The organism is Pseudomonas sp. TCU-HL1, from assembly GCF_001708505.1.
GTDB lineage: Bacteria > Pseudomonadota > Gammaproteobacteria > Pseudomonadales > Pseudomonadaceae > Metapseudomonas.
The window spans coordinates 2620955-2635531 of record NZ_CP015992.1 but is presented as its reverse complement, the minus strand read 5'-3'; the positions used below and the strand labels follow the sequence as shown (position 1 = coordinate 2635531).

Here is a 14577-nt window from a genome sequence, read left to right as displayed (position 1 = left end):
TGCGCTCCTGTGGGTGCGAATTCATTCGCGAAAGCAGGACACCGTCCTGCCCTCTCAAACTCCCTGGCGCCATCCGAGCCTCAGGCTGGCGCCCATTCCCTTGCCGACTCGCAAGCGGCCAGCTAGCCTGCCCGCGGTCTAAACAAGGAACCCCAAGATGCTGAACATCGTCCTGATTGCCGGCTCCAGCCGCGCCAACAGCCAGTCGGGCAAGGTCGCCCGTTTCATCCGCCAGCGCCTGATCGATCTCGACAAGGCCAGCCCCGATGCCTGCAGCATCATCGACCTCGGCCAGGGCCCACTGCCGCTTTGGCCGGCCGAAGACACCGGCCCCTGGTCCGAGTACAAGCAGCGGCTGCACAGCGCCGATGCGGTGGTGGTGATCGCCCCCGAGTGGAACGGCATGGCCTGCCCGGCCATCAAGAACTTCTTCATCTACGCCAGCAAGGCCGAACTGGCACACAAGCCTGGCCTGCTGGTGGGCGTGTCCTCCGGCATCGGCGGCAGCTATCCGATCAGTGAACTGCGTGCTTCCAGCTACAAGAACTGCCGCCTCTGCTACCTGCCGGAGCATCTGATCGTGCGTGGCGTGGAGAACGTGCTGAACGACGCCGAGCCGGTGAGCGAAGACGACCAGCGCATTCGCGCGCGCATGGACTACGACCTGGATATCCTCGCCCGCTACGCCATCGCCCTGAAGCCGGTTCGCGAAGCCATCGACATGAGCATTCCGTCGTTCGCCAACGGCATGTGATCACGCCGTACCTTCGCAGGACGGACCTTGTGGGAGCGAATTCATTCGCGAAGTGCGGCAAGTCCGCCCCATCGGGTAAAGCCTCGCGGGGCCTACAGCAACTGATGCTTGTGCAACAGCCGATAGAACGTCGGCCGTGACACCCCCAGCACCTTGGCCGCATGGCTGAGGTTGCTGCTGTAGTGAGCCAGCGCATCACAGAGTGCCTGATACTCCGCCCGCCGCTTGTAGTCTTCCAGCGTGCCCAGCGAAGCGCCGTCCACCGGAGCACTCTGCAACCCGAGATCGTCCGCCTCGATCGGCCCGCTTTCCGCCAGGGCGTAGCCGCGACGTACCCGGCTGGCCAGCTCGCGGACATTACCTGGCCAGCGGTGCCGCGCCATGGCCGCCAGGGCCTCCTCACTGAAGTTGCTGGGCCGGCGCCCGGCCTCCAGACTGTAGAGATCGACGAAGTACCCGGCCAACAGGGCGATATCACCCTGGCGCTTGCGCAACGGTGTGACGACCAGGCGGTTCTGCTCCAGCCACTGGCGCAAGCCCGAATCGAGCCGTCCCTGCTCGGTCATTTCCCCCAGCTCCTCGCGGGTTGAAGCGAGCACCCGCACATCCAGCGACAGGACCTCTCCATCGGCATGGCGCAAGGCCTTGGACCGCAGGCAGGCCAACAGGCGCTCCTGATGACCCAGAGGCAGCTCCTGGATGGCATCCAGGAACAGGGTCCCACCATTGGCCGAAGCCAGCTTGCCCTGATAGCCGAACAGCAGGCTGGCGGTCTCCGCCTCCGGCAGCACCCCGCAGTTGAAACTGACGAATGGCCCTGCCACACGTCGCGACATCCGGTGCAGCGTCCGCGCCACCAATTCCTTGCCGCTGCCACTTTCACCGCAGATCAGCACCGGCTTGTCACTCGGCCCCAGCCGGGCCAGTTGCTTGCGCAGTTCGCGGAGCGGGCGGCTCTGGCCCAGCAACTCATGCTGGTCGCCACGGCGATTGCCGATACCTCGCAGGCGGGCGATGCCGAAGGCACGGCCGAGCAGCCCCTGCAGGCGCGGTAGGTCTACCGGCAGGCTCAGCGCGTCGAAGAACCATTCGCCAATGAACTCATCCAGGCCTGAGACGGGCTCGCTCACGGGATCGATCAGGGCAATCCACTCGGTACCGCTACGACTGATCAGGTGCTTGACCCCTTCGGGACGTTCTAGGTGGTCGGCTCGCAGACGCAGGACGCCGATGTCGTAACTCGCCGCCAGGGCCTGATCCAGGCTCTGGCTGGACACGGACCACCCCGCCTCTTCAAGGTGCGGCAAGATGCGCCGGCAATGGTCGCAAGGGTCGACCAGAAGCAGACGTCGCGGTGCGGAGGAGATGGCTTCCACGATAAACATTCCTTGACGCCAGAAAATTTCTTTATCAATAAAAACAATAGGTTGAAGAGGCTATTTGTAACGCTAGCAAGAACTTTGACGCGCCATGGAACGATTCTCTATAAGCGTAATTTCCCTTCGCGCTTTAGCCGGGACTCCCCTCCCCCGATGCGTCTCGACAGCGTTTCAATCAAGGCCAATACTCGGGCGATTCCTTCCCTGCCTTGCGGGGCCTGCCATGAACCTGCTTCTGCGTGCCGCCACGCTCGACGACCTGTCGACGCTGGTGGAGCTTGAGAGTCGCTGTTTCGAAGTTGCCCGTCTCGGCCGGCAACAGTTTCGCTGGATGATGGTGGAAGCCAACGCCAGCCTCACGGTGGCTCAGGGCGAGGGCCATGCCCTGCTCGGCTACGCCCTGGTGCTGTTCCGCCAGGGCAGCCCCCTTGCCCGGCTCCACTCCATCGCCACCGATCCGCGCGCCCGTGGCAACGGCATTGGCCAGCGCCTGCTGGACGCCGCCGAGACCAGCGCCCGCGACCATGGCTGCGCCTACCTGCGACTGGAGGTCTGCCCGGACGCTCGCCAGGCCGTGGCCCTGTTCGAGCGCAACGGCTACAGCAACCTGGGGCTGCTGACGGACTTCTTCCCCGACCACAGGGAAGCGCTGCGCATGGAGAAGCGCGTGGTCCAGCATCCACAAGCCTTGCACCGGCCCGTGCCCTATTACCACCAGACCACCGAATTCACCTGCGGCCCAGCGTGCCTGTTGATGGCCATGGGTGCCCTGGAGGGCGCCGTGCCCGGCAACCACCAGGACGAACTGCGCCTGTGGCGCGAAGCCAGCAGCTTGCACATGCCCGGCGGCCACGGCGGCTGCGGTCCCCACGGGTTGGCACTCGCGGCCTGGCGCCGGGGCTACCGGGTCAGGCTGCAACTGAGTGACCAGGGCCCACTGTTTCTCGATGAGGTGCGCAATGCCGGCAAGCGCGAGGTGATCCGCCAGGCCCATGAGGACTTCTGCAGCGCCCTGCAGGACACCGACATCGAACAGCACCTTGGCGACGAGCTGGACCTGCGTCCGCTGCTGGAATCCGGCGGTCAGCCCCTGGTGCTGGTGGACGGCCATCGCCGCAGTCGCAGCCGGGTCCCCCACTGGGTCCTCGTCACCGACTGCGACCGCAACTTCATCTATCTGCACGACCCCAACGCCGAGCGCAGCCTGCAACGGCGCCCCCAGGATTGTCAGCACGTGCCGGTGACCCACCGCGAATTCGAGCGCATCAGCCGTTTCGGCCAGAGCAAGCAACGTGCAGCGGTGGTGATTTACCCGCGACTGACTTAGCAGCCGTACGTAGTAGCACCTTGCCAATACCCCTACCGATTGGCATAAGGTAGGAAATTTCAGCAAGCTACAAGGAAGTATCTGATGCGCGTTCTTCGCCATGTCCTTTGGCTGGTGCTTTTTCTCCTACTCGCTGGCCTGGCGGTCGTCCTTTATTACATCGCCAACCCCAATCTTCCGGCCTACCAGGCGCCCAGCCAGCTGCACTACCTGGACCAGTGGAGCGACCAGGAGCGCCAGACCTATTACTACACCCCCCAGGGCACCACCGTTAAAGGCCTGCGCTACGAATGGTTCACCGCGCTGGAACTGCCCTTCTCCCGCGACAAATTCGCCCGCCCCGAGTACCTCGCGCGCTTCGGCTTCCTGGTGGACCCGCAACAGAAACCCACCCCGATGAACCCCGGCAACCTGCCAGTGGGCATGGCACGCCACGAAGACGAGAAAACCGGCGCGATGTACCTCGACATCAGCTGCGCCGCCTGCCACACCGGCGAATTACGCTACAACGGCCAGGCCGTGCGCATCGACGGTGGCGCCGCCCTGCACTCCCTGGCCTCCACCGTGCCTACCCTGCGCGGCGGCAGCTTCGGCCAGGCACTGGGCATGAGCATGGCCTTCACCTACTACAACCCGCTGAAGTTCAGCCGCTTCGCCGAGCACGTGCTGGGCGAAGGCTATCCGGAGGGCAAGAAGGCGCTGCGCAGCGAGTTCAAGAAGGTCCTCGACCGTCTGCTCGGCACCGCCTGGAACGATACCCATCGGGGACTCTACCCTACTGAAGAAGGCTTCGGCCGCACCGACGCTTTCGGCCGTATTGCCAACAGTGTCTATGGCGATGCCATCAGCCCGGACAACTACCGCATCGCGGACGCCCCAGTGAGTTACCCGCACCTCTGGGACATCTGGAAGTTCGACTGGGTGCAGTGGAATGGATCGGCCATGCAACCCATGGCCCGCAACATCGGCGAAGCCCTGGGCGTAGGCGCCAGCCTGCATCTGTTCCAGCCAGATGGCGGCACGGTGCCGGAAGCCGATCGTTATGCCTCCAGCGTGCGCGTGCGCGATCTCTACGCCCTGGAAGAAACCCTCAAGCAACTCGCCCCGCCCACGTGGCCGGAAACGGTCTTCGGCAAGGTTGACCTGACCCGCGCCAGCCAGGGTCGAGCCCTTTTCGTCGAGAACTGCGCCTACTGCCACACACCCGATGTGCCGCCGCCGGAACAACGCGTGGCGCCTGGCCGCAATCCCGAATGGCACATGCGGATCGTGCCCACTGACATCATCGGCACCGACTCCACCACCGCCGACAACATCGCCGACCACCGCTTCGACATCAGCAAGCTGGGCTGGACCCGTGAGCAACTGACCAAACTCGACGTCAAGCTGCTTGGCGCCAGCCTCGAACAGGTCGACTTCCGCGCGATCTCCAGCGCCAAGGGCCTGGCCTATATCACCTCGTTCGTCGAAGAGCAGGCCTACAAACAGGCGGGCATCACCGGTGACGAACGCGCGCGCATGGACGGTTTCGGCCTGCCTATCGGCGTGCAGGAAAAGCGCGGCTACAAGGCACGCCCCCTGGACGGCATCTGGGCCACCCCGCCCTTCCTCCACAACGGCTCGGTGCCGACCCTGTTCCAGTTGCTGTCGCCGGTCAATGAACGTGCCAGCCAGTTCCATGTCGGCAGCTTCGAGTACGACCCGACATTCGTCGGCTTCCGTACCTCGGCCTTCCCCGGCAGTTTCCTGCTGGACACCCGCATCAAGGGCAATGGCAACCACGGCCACGAGTTCCGCGACGGCTGCCGCAAGGACGGCGTGATCGGTCGCGCCCTGTCCTCCGACGAACGCCTGGCGCTTATCGAGTACCTCAAGGTACTGGGCAACCCGGCGCAGGAAGGTCAGCTCACGCCGGTGGAACCCCGCCCCTGGACCCCAGGCCCGGACTGCCAGGGCTGAGCCCTCGCCCCAACTGAAGAAGACAAAGGACCCAGCACCCATGCTCAAGCGCTTCTGGCTGTGGCTCGGCCGCCTCCTCGGCAAACTCCTGCTCGTCCTGCTCGTGGCCGGCCTGATCGGCTGGCTGGCGGGCGAGGCCTATTACGGCTGGAAATTCTCCGGCCCGGTCCCTACCGAAGAAGTCATCCCCGCCGATGAGGCCGCGCAGACCCGCGCTATCATCGACGACGCCATCCGCATCGTCGAAGAGCACCGCGACAACACCCGCGTGCTGCGCGACGCCCACGCCAAGGCGCACGGCTGCGTGAAGGCGGAAGTAACGGTGCTGCCTGAACTCGACCGCGACCTGCGCGCAGGGGTCTTCGCCGAGCCGGGCAAGACCTGGCAGGCCTGGATGCGCCTTTCCAACGGCAATGCCTTCCCGCAGTTCGACCGCGTTCGCGACGCGCGCGGCATGGCCATCAAACTGCTCGACGTGCCCGGCGAGAAACTGATGAAAGGCCCGACGCACCGGGGTGAGCAGGACTTCGTGATGTTCAACCACCCGGTATTCTTCGTCCGCGATGTGGCCGAGTACCGGCAGAACTTCAATGCCCAGGCCAACGGTGAGAAGGTCGGTGCGTTCTTCCCCAGCCTGGACCCACGGAGTTGGGAAATCCGCCACCTGATCATCGCCCTGAAGACCCTGGCCCCGGCTCCGGACACCCCGGTCAGCGCCACCTACAGTTCCATTTCGCCCTACAAGCTGGGGCAGGTGAACATCAAATACCGAGTGGTCCCCGACCCGCAGAGCTGCCCGCCCTACGCACTGCCCGAGCAGAACACCGCACTGCCCAACTTCCTGCGCAGCGCCCTCTATCAGCAGCTGTCGCTGGATCGAGTACCGGCCTGCTTCGCCTTCCAGGTTCAGAAACAGAACGCCCAGCACTACATGCCCATCGAGGACACCAGCGTCGAGTGGGACGAGTCCGTCTCCCCCTTCGTAACCGTCGCCACTATCAAGGTCCCGGCCCAGGACTTCGACAGCCGCGAACAGAACCTCGCCTGCGACAACCTCTCCTTCAACCCCTGGCACGGTCTGCCCGAGCACCGCCCCATCGGTGGCATCAACCGCCTGCGCAAGGCGGTGTACGAAGCGGTGAGCGCGTACCGGCATGAGCGCAATGGGGCGAGCGACACGACCAGCCCTTGAGGATGTCTCTGTGGGAGCGAATTCATTCGCGAATGAATTCGCGCCCACAAACAGAGGCTGCCTGTGCTGCCGGCCCCACCCATCAGCCCACGCCAGCCACGCGCCGCGCGGGTGCTAGCCTTTCCTTTTACCCACCGGGCGCCCAGAGCCCGCCCGGCGTAGCGCCTGCGGGCCACCCCAATTCCACGGAACCAGCCCGAGGCCCGACCGGCTGCCCGACTCGCTTTCGATCCAAAGCCTGCCCGGACAGCGAACGTCCACAGGTCACGGAGTCAAGGCCATGGCCCAATATCGCAGCGCCCTGCCACAACTGGAGGGCGAACTGTTCCTGACTGATGGCGGCATCGAGACCACCCTGGTCTTTCACGAGGGCATCGCCCTGCCCGACTTCGCCGCCTTTGTGCTGCTCAATTACCCCGATGGCCAGGAAGCCCTGCGCCGCTACTACCGCGCCTACTGCGCCATCGCCAGCCACTACGGCACCGGCCTGATCCTCGAAAGCCCCACCTGGCGGGCCAACCCGGACTGGGCCAGCCATCTCGGCTTCACCCCCCAAGGCCTGGCCGAAGCCAATCGGCAGGCCATCGGCCTGTTGCAGGCACTGCGCACGGACGTGGAAAGCGGCCGTACCCCGGTGGTGATCAGCGGCTGCATCGGCCCTCGCGGTGACGGTTACATCGCCGACGAAGCCATGGACGAATTCCAGGCACAGCAGTACCACGCCGAGCAGATCGAGGTGTTCGCGCAAAGCGCCGCTGACATGCTCAGCGCCCTCACCATGAACTATGTGGAAGAAGCCTTGGGCATCGTCCTGGCCGCCCGCGACGTGCACATGCCCGTGGCCATTTCCTTCACCGTCGAGACCGACGGCCGGCTTCCCACTGGCCAGAGCCTGAAAGACGCCATCGAGCAGGTGGACCATGCCACCGCCGCCTACCCCGCCTACTACATGATCAACTGCGCCCACCCCGAGCATTTCGAGGATGCCCTCGTGCCGGGTAGCCGCTGGGTGCAACGTATTCGCGGCCTGCGCGCCAACGCCTCACGCAAGAGCCACGCCGAACTCAACGAGGCCACCGCCCTGGACAGCGGCGACCCCGAGGAGCTGGGCGCCCAGTACGCCCGGCTGCGCCAGCGCCTGCCGCATATCAACGTCATGGGCGGCTGCTGCGGCACCGACCATCGCCATGTCGAGCAGATAGCCAAGGCCTGCAAGCCGTTGTTCCGCGCGGCCTTGTAGGAGCGAATTCATTCGAATAAGGGTCGCGCAGCGGCCCCCTTCGACCCGCTTCGCGAATGAATTCGCCCCCACAACAAACCACCGCCGCCGAAAACATCCCGTTGCACCTCCACCAACCCGCTTCATACCCGAAAAATGCCCGAAAAATGCCCTCAACTATGCTGTAAGTGAACACGGCATCGCGGGAGGTCGCCATGATCCGCTGGCTGTCGGGCAAGCTCCTGTGCCTGGCCCTGCTTCTGTTGCCCGGCATGCTGCAGGCCGCCGGGAGCGTCACTGTGCTGACCGTCGATGGCGCCATCGGGCCCGCCACCGCGGACTACCTGACCCGTGGCATCGAGCGCGCCGAGCAGGACAAGGCGCAACTGGTGGTCATCCGGATCGACACCCCCGGCGGCCTCGACACCTCCATGCGCAGCATCATCAAGGCGATCCTCGCCAGCCCAGTGCCGGTGGCGAGCTTCGTTGCCCCCAGCGGCGCGCGGGCCGCCAGCGCCGGCACCTACATCCTCTACGCCAGCCATATTGCCGCCATGGCCCCGGGCACCAACCTGGGTGCCGCGACACCCGTGCAGATTGGCGGCATGCCGGGCCAGCCCGAAGGCGACAAGCCCGGCGGTAGCAAGGGCAAGAAGGAGAAGGACGACAAAGACGGGCCATCGGGCAACGAGGAAACCCTCACCCGCAAGCAGGTCAACGATGCAGCCGCCTACATCCGCGGCCTGGCACAACTGCGTGGGCGCAACGCCGAGTGGGCCGAACGTGCGGTGCGCGAGTCCGTCAGCCTCTCCGCTGCCGATGCCCAGCGCCTGAAGGTAGTAGACCTGCTGGCAAATGATGTTAATGACTTGCTCGCCAAGCTGGACGGCAAGATCCTGGAAATTGCCGGTCAGAAAATCACCCTGACCACCCGTGGCGCGCCGCAAGTGCAACACGAGCCGGACTGGCGCGCACAGATCCTCGCGGTGATCACCAACCCCAGCGTCGCGCTGATCCTGATGATGATCGGCGTCTACGGCCTGATCTTCGAATTCTCCAACCCTGGCAGCGGGGTCGGCGGAGTGGTTGGCGGTATCTGCCTGATCCTCGCGCTCTACGCGCTGCAACTGTTGCCGGTGAACTTCGCCGGCATCGCGCTGATCCTTCTCGGCATCCTTTTCATGGCGGCGGAAGCCTTCATGCCCAGCTTCGGCATCATCGGCTTCGGCGGCATCGCCGCCTTCGTGGTCGGTGCGGTGATCCTGATCGACACCGAGGTGCCGGGCTACGGCATCCCCCTGCCGTTGATCATCACCGTGGCCCTGTCCAGCGCGCTGCTGATCTTCGCCATCCTCGCCATGGCCGTTCGTGCCCGCCGACGCGCGCTGGTCAGCGGCGATGCCGGGCTGGTGGGCAGCCAGGCGATCCTGCTCGATCTGACGGTGGACGACCCACGTAGCGGCTGGGTGCAGTTGCAGGGCGAGCGCTGGCAGGTGCGCTGCGAGTCCCCCTTGAGGAGCGGCCAGCGCGTACGCGTGCTGGCGCGCAATGGGCTGTTGCTGGACGTGACGGCGGATGAACGTCCGCCCAGAGGAGATTGACCATGGCCTTTCCCGTCGGTTTTGCCACCCTCCTGTTCCTGCTGATCGTGCTGGCGGTGTCGGCCATCCGCGTCCTGCGCGAGTACGAGCGCGGCGTCGTGTTCCAGCTCGGCCGCTTCTGGAAGGTCAAGGGGCCGGGGCTGGTACTGATCATCCCGGCCATCCAGCAGATGGTGCGGGTGGACCTACGCACCGTGGTGCTGGACGTCCCCCCCCAGGACGTGATCTCCCGCGATAACGTCTCGGTGAAGGTGAACGCGGTGATCTACTTTCGCGTACTCGACTCGGAGCGCGCCATCATCCAGGTCGAGAACTTCCTCATGGCCACCAGCCAGTTGGCCCAGACCACGCTGCGCTCGGTGCTGGGCAAGCACGAGCTGGACGAAATGCTGGCCGAACGCGAACGCCTGAATACCGACATCCAGCAGGCACTCGATGCCCAGACCGATGCCTGGGGCATCAAAGTCTCCAACGTGGAAATCAAGCACGTCGACCTCAATGAGACCATGATCCGCGCCATCGCCCGCCAGGCCGAGGCCGAACGCGAGCGGCGGGCCAAGGTGATCCATGCCGAAGGCGAGCTGCAAGCCTCCGAGAAACTGATGCAGGCCGCCGAGATGCTCAGCCGCCAGCCGGGCGCCATGCAGCTGCGCTACATGCAGACACTCAATGCCATTGCCGGCGACAAGACCAACACCATCGTCTTCCCACTGCCAGTGGAGTTGCTTGGCGGCATGAGCGATGGGAAGCAAAAGAACCGCGAGGGTTGACGGCGTCCTCGAGACACTCTGTTTTCCACGCGCTTTTCAGGGATATCCCCTGAAAACCTGTCGCTATTCGGCGGGGGCGCAGTGGCCGGGTTTCTACACTTGTTCAAAGGACAACAAGAACCTGGAGGTCGCCATGCGTATCGGAGTGCCGAAGGAGATCAAGAACCACGAGTACCGGGTCGGCCTGACCCCGCTGTCCGTGGCCGAACTGACCCGCCTGGGGCATGAAGTCTGGGTGGAAACCAGGGCCGGGGCTTCCATCGGCTTCGCTGACGAGGACTACCTGGCCGCCGGTGCCAAGATGGCCGGCAGCGCAGCCGAGGTCTTCGAGCAGGCCCAACTGATCGTCAAGGTCAAGGAACCCCTCACCCAGGAACGTGCCCGCTTGCGCCCCGAGCAGACCCTCTTCACTTACCTGCACCTGGCGCCGGACCGGCCCCAGACCGATGAACTGATCGCCTCCGGCGCCACCTGCATCGCCTACGAAACCGTCACCGACAGTCATGGTCGACTCCCGTTGCTGGCCCCCATGTCGGAAGTGGCCGGACGCATGTCCATCCAGGCCGGCGCCAGTTGCCTGGAAAAAGCCAAGGGTGGCCGAGGCGTGCTGCTGGGCGGCGTGCCCGGCGTCCCGCCCGCCAAAGTCGTGATTCTCGGCGGCGGCGTGGTCGGCACCCACGCGCTGGCGATGGCTGTTGGCCTGGGCGCCAATGTCACCGTACTGGACAAGAGCGTGGACGCCCTGCGCCGGCTGGACGCGCTCTATGGCAACCGCATCACCACCCTCTATTCCACCCATGGCACCGTGCGTGACCAGGTGCTGGCGGCGGACCTGGTGATCGGGGGCGTGCTGATTCCGGGCGCGGCAGCGCCCAAGCTGGTCACCGCCGAGATGGTGGCGCGGATGCAGGACGGCGCAGTGCTGGTGGATGTGGCCATCGACCAGGGCGGCTGTGCGGAAACCTCACGGGCCACCACCCATGCCGAGCCCACCTACGTGATCGATGGCGTCGTCCATTACTGCGTGGCCAACATGCCCGGCGCCGTGGCGCGCACTTCCACCCTGGCGCTGAACAACGCCACCCTGCCCTTCGTCATCGCCTTGGCGCAGAAGGGCACGCGCAAGGCGCTGGAAGATGACCTGCATCTGCGCCATGGCCTAAACGTGGCCAAGGGGCGACTCACCAATGGCAGCGTCGCAGCCGCCCACCACATGGATTACGTTCACTTGGAGGAAATGCTCAAGCAGCTCTAGTTCAGGGGCCCCTGGCCCCGATGACCACGACGCGGCGGTGTCCTAGGCCCTCAACCCTGTCGTGGTCATTTTTATGGGGGTTCCGTGAGACTGCTGTGACGGGCGATCAGCCGCAGGTGAACTGCTTGACGACGTCCGTCTCGTCCACGTCGATGTTCAGCCGACGGGAGTTGTAATCCATGGTCACGGCGTCATGGGGGCGCAGCACCCGCGCGGTCTCGGCGCCGGACTGGCGCTTGGCCTGGTCGACCAGGGCGAGATTGGCGGTCTTGCCTACCAGGGCAGCCACGGCAGCGGAATCGCAAGTGCCACCAAAGGACGGCGCGGTCGCGCTGGCGGATTCCTGCATGGCAGCGGGGGCAGCAGCGGCTGGCGCAGCGGGCTTGTCGGTCGAGCTGCAGCCCGCCAGGAGCAGGCCGGCCAGGGCAAGACTGAGGGTGATCGGTTTGACGTACATGCATCGGTCCTCTTCTGAACGAATATCCTTGCGCGCACCTGCAACGGGTTTCCATCGCGGCGGGGCTCCTGCCCGCGGCGCACGGCCGGTGCATTCTATCCTCTGGTTTTGACTCCGGTCAGCGCTGTGCGGCCTAATGCCCACCCGTTGAAACGCTCCGAAACACTCCATGTCCCGTACCCCGAACATCCGCCCCAGCACTCTCCACCTGCCGCAAGGTAACTGGAGCACCGTTCTGGACTGCCTCTGCGAGCGCTTTCCAGCCATCCCCCGGGAGACCTGGCTGGAGCGCATGGACAGTGGCAAGGTGACCGATGGAAACGGTAACCGGCTGGGTCCGGAGCATCCCTACCAGGTAGCGCTGCGGGTGCATTACTTCCGTGAGGTGAAGGACGAGCAGCCGATTCCGTTCGAGGAAAACGTGCTCCATGTCGATGAGCACCTGGTGGTGGCCGACAAACCGCACTTCCTGCCGGTGATGCCCGCAGGCGAGTACGTCGAGGAAACCCTGCAGGCGCGCCTCACCCGGCGCCTGGGCAACCCACACCTGGTGCCGTTGCACCGCATCGACCGCCACACCGCGGGCCTGGTGCTGTTTTCCGCCAACCCGGCCAGCCGCAACCACTACCACGCGCTGTTCCGCGACCGCGAGATCCGCAAGCGCTACGAAGCCATCGCCCCGGCGCTGCCCGAGCTGGCTTTCCCGCTCCTGCGGGAAACCCGTCTCGGCAAGGGCGAACCCTTCTTCCGCATGCAAGAGCTGGACGGCGAGCCCAATTCCCGCACCCGCCTCGATGTCCTGGAGAAAAACGGCGACCTCTGGCGCTATGACCTGTACCCCATCACGGGCAAGCAGCATCAGTTGCGCGTGCACCTGGCCGCCCTCGGCGCGCCCATCTGCAATGACGGCTTCTACCCGGAACTGACCGACAAGGGTGGCCCGGACGACTACCAGCGCCCCCTCAAACTCCTGGCCCGCGATCTCGCCTTCGACGACCCCATCAGCGGTGAGCCACGTCGCTTCGAAAGCCACCTGCGCCTGGACTGGTAAATCCTGCTGACCGCCACGGTGCTTGACGACGGATATGACACGCATAATATTACATACGTAATTCAAGCAGGATATTGCCGGGCTGGAACGCTCGTGGTTGTTCACTAGGCTTCTGCCTTCCCTTTACGACTTCAGAATCGAGGTGACCTCATGAGCGCATACGACGTAGTGGTGATCGGCGGCGGCCCGGGCGGCTACAACGCCGCGATCAAGGCTGGCCAACTGGGTATGAAAGTGGCCTGTGTCGAAGGCCGGGAAACCCTGGGCGGCACCTGCCTGAACGTCGGCTGCATGCCCTCCAAGGCCCTGCTCCACGCCTCCGAACTCTATGAAGCGGCCTCAGGCAAGGAGTTCGCGACCCTGGGAATCCAGGTCGAACCCAGGCTCGACCTGGCCCAGATGATGAAGCAGAAGGCCGAGAGCGTGACGGCCCTGACCAAGGGCATCGAGTTTCTCTTCCGCAAGAACAAGGTGGAATGGGTCAAAGGTTGGGGCCGCATCGAGGGCGCCGGCAAAGTGGTGGTCACCGCCGCCGACGGCCAGCAGCAGACGCTGGAAGCCCGCGACATTGTCGTCGCCACCGGCTCGGAGCCGACGCCGCTGCCCGGCGTGACCATCGACAACCAGCGCATCCTCGACTCCACCGGCGCCCTGTCGTTGCCCGAGGTGCCCAGGCACCTGGTGGTCATCGGTGCCGGCGTGATCGGCCTGGAGCTGGGCTCCGTCTGGCGCCGCCTGGGTGCCCAGGTGACGGTGGTGGAGTACCTGGGCCGAATCTGCCCAGGGCTGGACGACGAGACCGCCAAGACCCTGCAACGCGCCCTGACCAAGCAGGGTATGAACTTCAAGCTCAGCTCCAAGGTCACCGCCGCCAAGCCGGGCAAGGCGGGCAAGGCGGGCGTGGAGCTGTCCATCGAGCCCGCTGCCGGCGGACTCGCGGAAACCCTCAAGGCCGACTACGTGCTCGTGGCCATCGGCCGTCGCCCCTACACCAAAGGGCTGGGCCTGGAGACAGTGGGCCTGGCCACCGACCCACGCGGCATGCTCGCCAACGAGCGCCACCAGACGACCGCTCCGGGCGTCTGGGTCATCGGCGACGTGACCTCCGGCGCGATGCTGGCGCACAAGGCCGAGGACGAAGGCATCGTCTGCATCGAACGCATCGCCGGACAGGCCGCCGAGGTGAACTACAACCTCATCCCGAGCGTGATCTACACCCGGCCGGAAGTGGCCAGCGTGGGCAAGAGCGAAGAGCAGCTGAAGGCCGAAGGGCGCCCCTACCGGGTCGGCAAGTTCCCCTTCACGGCCAATAGCCGGGCCAAGATCAACCATGAGACCGAAGGCTTGGTGAAAGTGCTGGCCGACGAGCGCACGGACGAAGTCCTGGGCGTACACATGGTCGGGCCGAGCGTCAGTGAAATGATCGGCGAGTACTGCGTGGCCATGGAGTTCTCCGCCTCGGCCGAAGACATCGCACTGACCTGCCACCCCCACCCCACCCGCTCGGAAGCCCTGCGCCAGGCGGCGATGGATGTGCATGGAGGGGCGATGCAGGCCTGACCCCTGCAAGGGGGCCATCCTCACACGCAGCACTCGGCTGATCGCCGCCACCG

12 protein-coding genes are annotated in these 14577 nt (G+C 65.2%); 10 read left to right on the top strand and 2 right to left on the bottom strand.

Annotated features, from left to right (window positions below; translation table 11 throughout):
• The first annotated feature begins 157 nt into the window (after positions 1-157).
• On the top strand, positions 158-754 hold the full coding sequence (locus THL1_RS12205) for an NADPH-dependent FMN reductase (protein WP_069083517.1): 597 nt from the start codon (positions 158-160) through the stop codon (positions 752-754).
• 92 nt (positions 755-846) lie between these two features.
• Here THL1_RS12205 and THL1_RS12200 read toward each other — a convergent pair whose 3' ends face one another.
• On the bottom strand, positions 847-2139 hold the full coding sequence (locus THL1_RS12200; RefSeq protein WP_069083516.1) for a sigma-54-dependent transcriptional regulator: 1293 nt from the start codon (positions 2137-2139) through the stop codon (positions 847-849).
• A gap of 217 nt (positions 2140-2356) precedes the next feature.
• Here THL1_RS12200 and THL1_RS12195 point away from each other — a divergent pair, with 217 nt between their 5' ends.
• From THL1_RS12195 to ald, 7 genes are all read left to right on the top strand, one after another.
• Complete coding sequence (locus THL1_RS12195; protein WP_069083515.1) at positions 2357-3460, top strand: GNAT family N-acetyltransferase/peptidase C39 family protein; 1104 nt, start codon at positions 2357-2359, stop codon at positions 3458-3460.
• Positions 3461-3544: 84 nt separating this feature from the next.
• Entirely contained in the window at positions 3545-5419 is a 1875-nt protein-coding gene (locus THL1_RS12190) for a di-heme-cytochrome C peroxidase (protein ID WP_069083514.1), read from the top strand.
• A 40-nt stretch (positions 5420-5459) separates the two neighbouring features.
• Positions 5460-6611, top strand: coding sequence for a catalase family protein (locus THL1_RS12185; RefSeq protein WP_069083513.1), 1152 nt, complete (start codon positions 5460-5462; stop codon positions 6609-6611).
• A gap of 280 nt (positions 6612-6891) precedes the next feature.
• Positions 6892-7851 (top strand): homocysteine S-methyltransferase family protein, encoded by a 960-nt coding sequence (locus THL1_RS12180; protein ID WP_069083512.1) that lies wholly within the window; start codon positions 6892-6894, stop codon positions 7849-7851.
• A 194-nt stretch (positions 7852-8045) separates the two neighbouring features.
• Complete coding sequence (locus THL1_RS12175; RefSeq protein ID WP_069083511.1) at positions 8046-9431, top strand: NfeD family protein; 1386 nt, start codon at positions 8046-8048, stop codon at positions 9429-9431.
• Between the two features lie 2 nt (positions 9432-9433).
• Entirely contained in the window at positions 9434-10201 is a 768-nt protein-coding gene (locus tag THL1_RS12170; RefSeq protein WP_069083510.1) for a slipin family protein, read from the top strand.
• 133 nt (positions 10202-10334) lie between these two features.
• Complete coding sequence (gene ald, locus THL1_RS12165; RefSeq protein WP_069083509.1) at positions 10335-11456, top strand: alanine dehydrogenase; 1122 nt, start codon at positions 10335-10337, stop codon at positions 11454-11456.
• 106 nt (positions 11457-11562) lie between these two features.
• On the opposite strand, the gene THL1_RS12160 is transcribed toward ald, so the two are convergent.
• On the bottom strand, positions 11563-11913 hold the full coding sequence (locus THL1_RS12160; protein WP_069083508.1) for an I78 family peptidase inhibitor: 351 nt from the start codon (positions 11911-11913) through the stop codon (positions 11563-11565).
• Positions 11914-12082: 169 nt separating this feature from the next.
• Between THL1_RS12160 and THL1_RS12155 the strand changes: the two genes are divergently transcribed.
• Together THL1_RS12155 and lpdA are read left to right on the top strand one after the other, a co-directional pair.
• Positions 12083-12964 carry a pseudouridine synthase gene (locus THL1_RS12155; RefSeq protein WP_069083507.1) on the top strand — a complete coding sequence of 294 codons (882 nt, stop codon included), beginning with the start codon at positions 12083-12085 and terminating at the stop codon, positions 12962-12964.
• A gap of 150 nt (positions 12965-13114) precedes the next feature.
• Entirely contained in the window at positions 13115-14524 is a 1410-nt protein-coding gene (gene lpdA / locus THL1_RS12150; protein ID WP_069083506.1) for a dihydrolipoyl dehydrogenase, read from the top strand.
• The last annotated feature ends 53 nt before the right edge of the window (positions 14525-14577 follow it).

Excerpts from the sequence above, each read along its gene's own strand:
- THL1_RS12205 (WP_069083517.1), top strand. The coding sequence starts at position 158 with ATGCTGAACATCGTCCTGATTGCCGGCTCCAGCCGCGCCAACAGCCAG.
- THL1_RS12200 (WP_069083516.1), bottom strand. The coding sequence starts at position 2,139 with ATGTTTATCGTGGAAGCCATCTCCTCCGCACCGCGACGTCTGCTTCTG.
- THL1_RS12195 (WP_069083515.1), top strand. The coding sequence starts at position 2,357 with ATGAACCTGCTTCTGCGTGCCGCCACGCTCGACGACCTGTCGACGCTG.
- THL1_RS12190 (WP_069083514.1), top strand. The coding sequence starts at position 3,545 with ATGCGCGTTCTTCGCCATGTCCTTTGGCTGGTGCTTTTTCTCCTACTC.
- THL1_RS12185 (WP_069083513.1), top strand. The coding sequence starts at position 5,460 with ATGCTCAAGCGCTTCTGGCTGTGGCTCGGCCGCCTCCTCGGCAAACTC.
- THL1_RS12180 (WP_069083512.1), top strand. The coding sequence starts at position 6,892 with ATGGCCCAATATCGCAGCGCCCTGCCACAACTGGAGGGCGAACTGTTC.
- THL1_RS12175 (WP_069083511.1), top strand. The coding sequence starts at position 8,046 with ATGATCCGCTGGCTGTCGGGCAAGCTCCTGTGCCTGGCCCTGCTTCTG.
- THL1_RS12170 (WP_069083510.1), top strand. The coding sequence starts at position 9,434 with ATGGCCTTTCCCGTCGGTTTTGCCACCCTCCTGTTCCTGCTGATCGTG.
- ald (WP_069083509.1), top strand. The coding sequence starts at position 10,335 with ATGCGTATCGGAGTGCCGAAGGAGATCAAGAACCACGAGTACCGGGTC.
- THL1_RS12160 (WP_069083508.1), bottom strand. The coding sequence starts at position 11,913 with ATGTACGTCAAACCGATCACCCTCAGTCTTGCCCTGGCCGGCCTGCTC.
- THL1_RS12155 (WP_069083507.1), top strand. The coding sequence starts at position 12,083 with ATGTCCCGTACCCCGAACATCCGCCCCAGCACTCTCCACCTGCCGCAA.
- lpdA (WP_069083506.1), top strand. The coding sequence starts at position 13,115 with ATGAGCGCATACGACGTAGTGGTGATCGGCGGCGGCCCGGGCGGCTAC.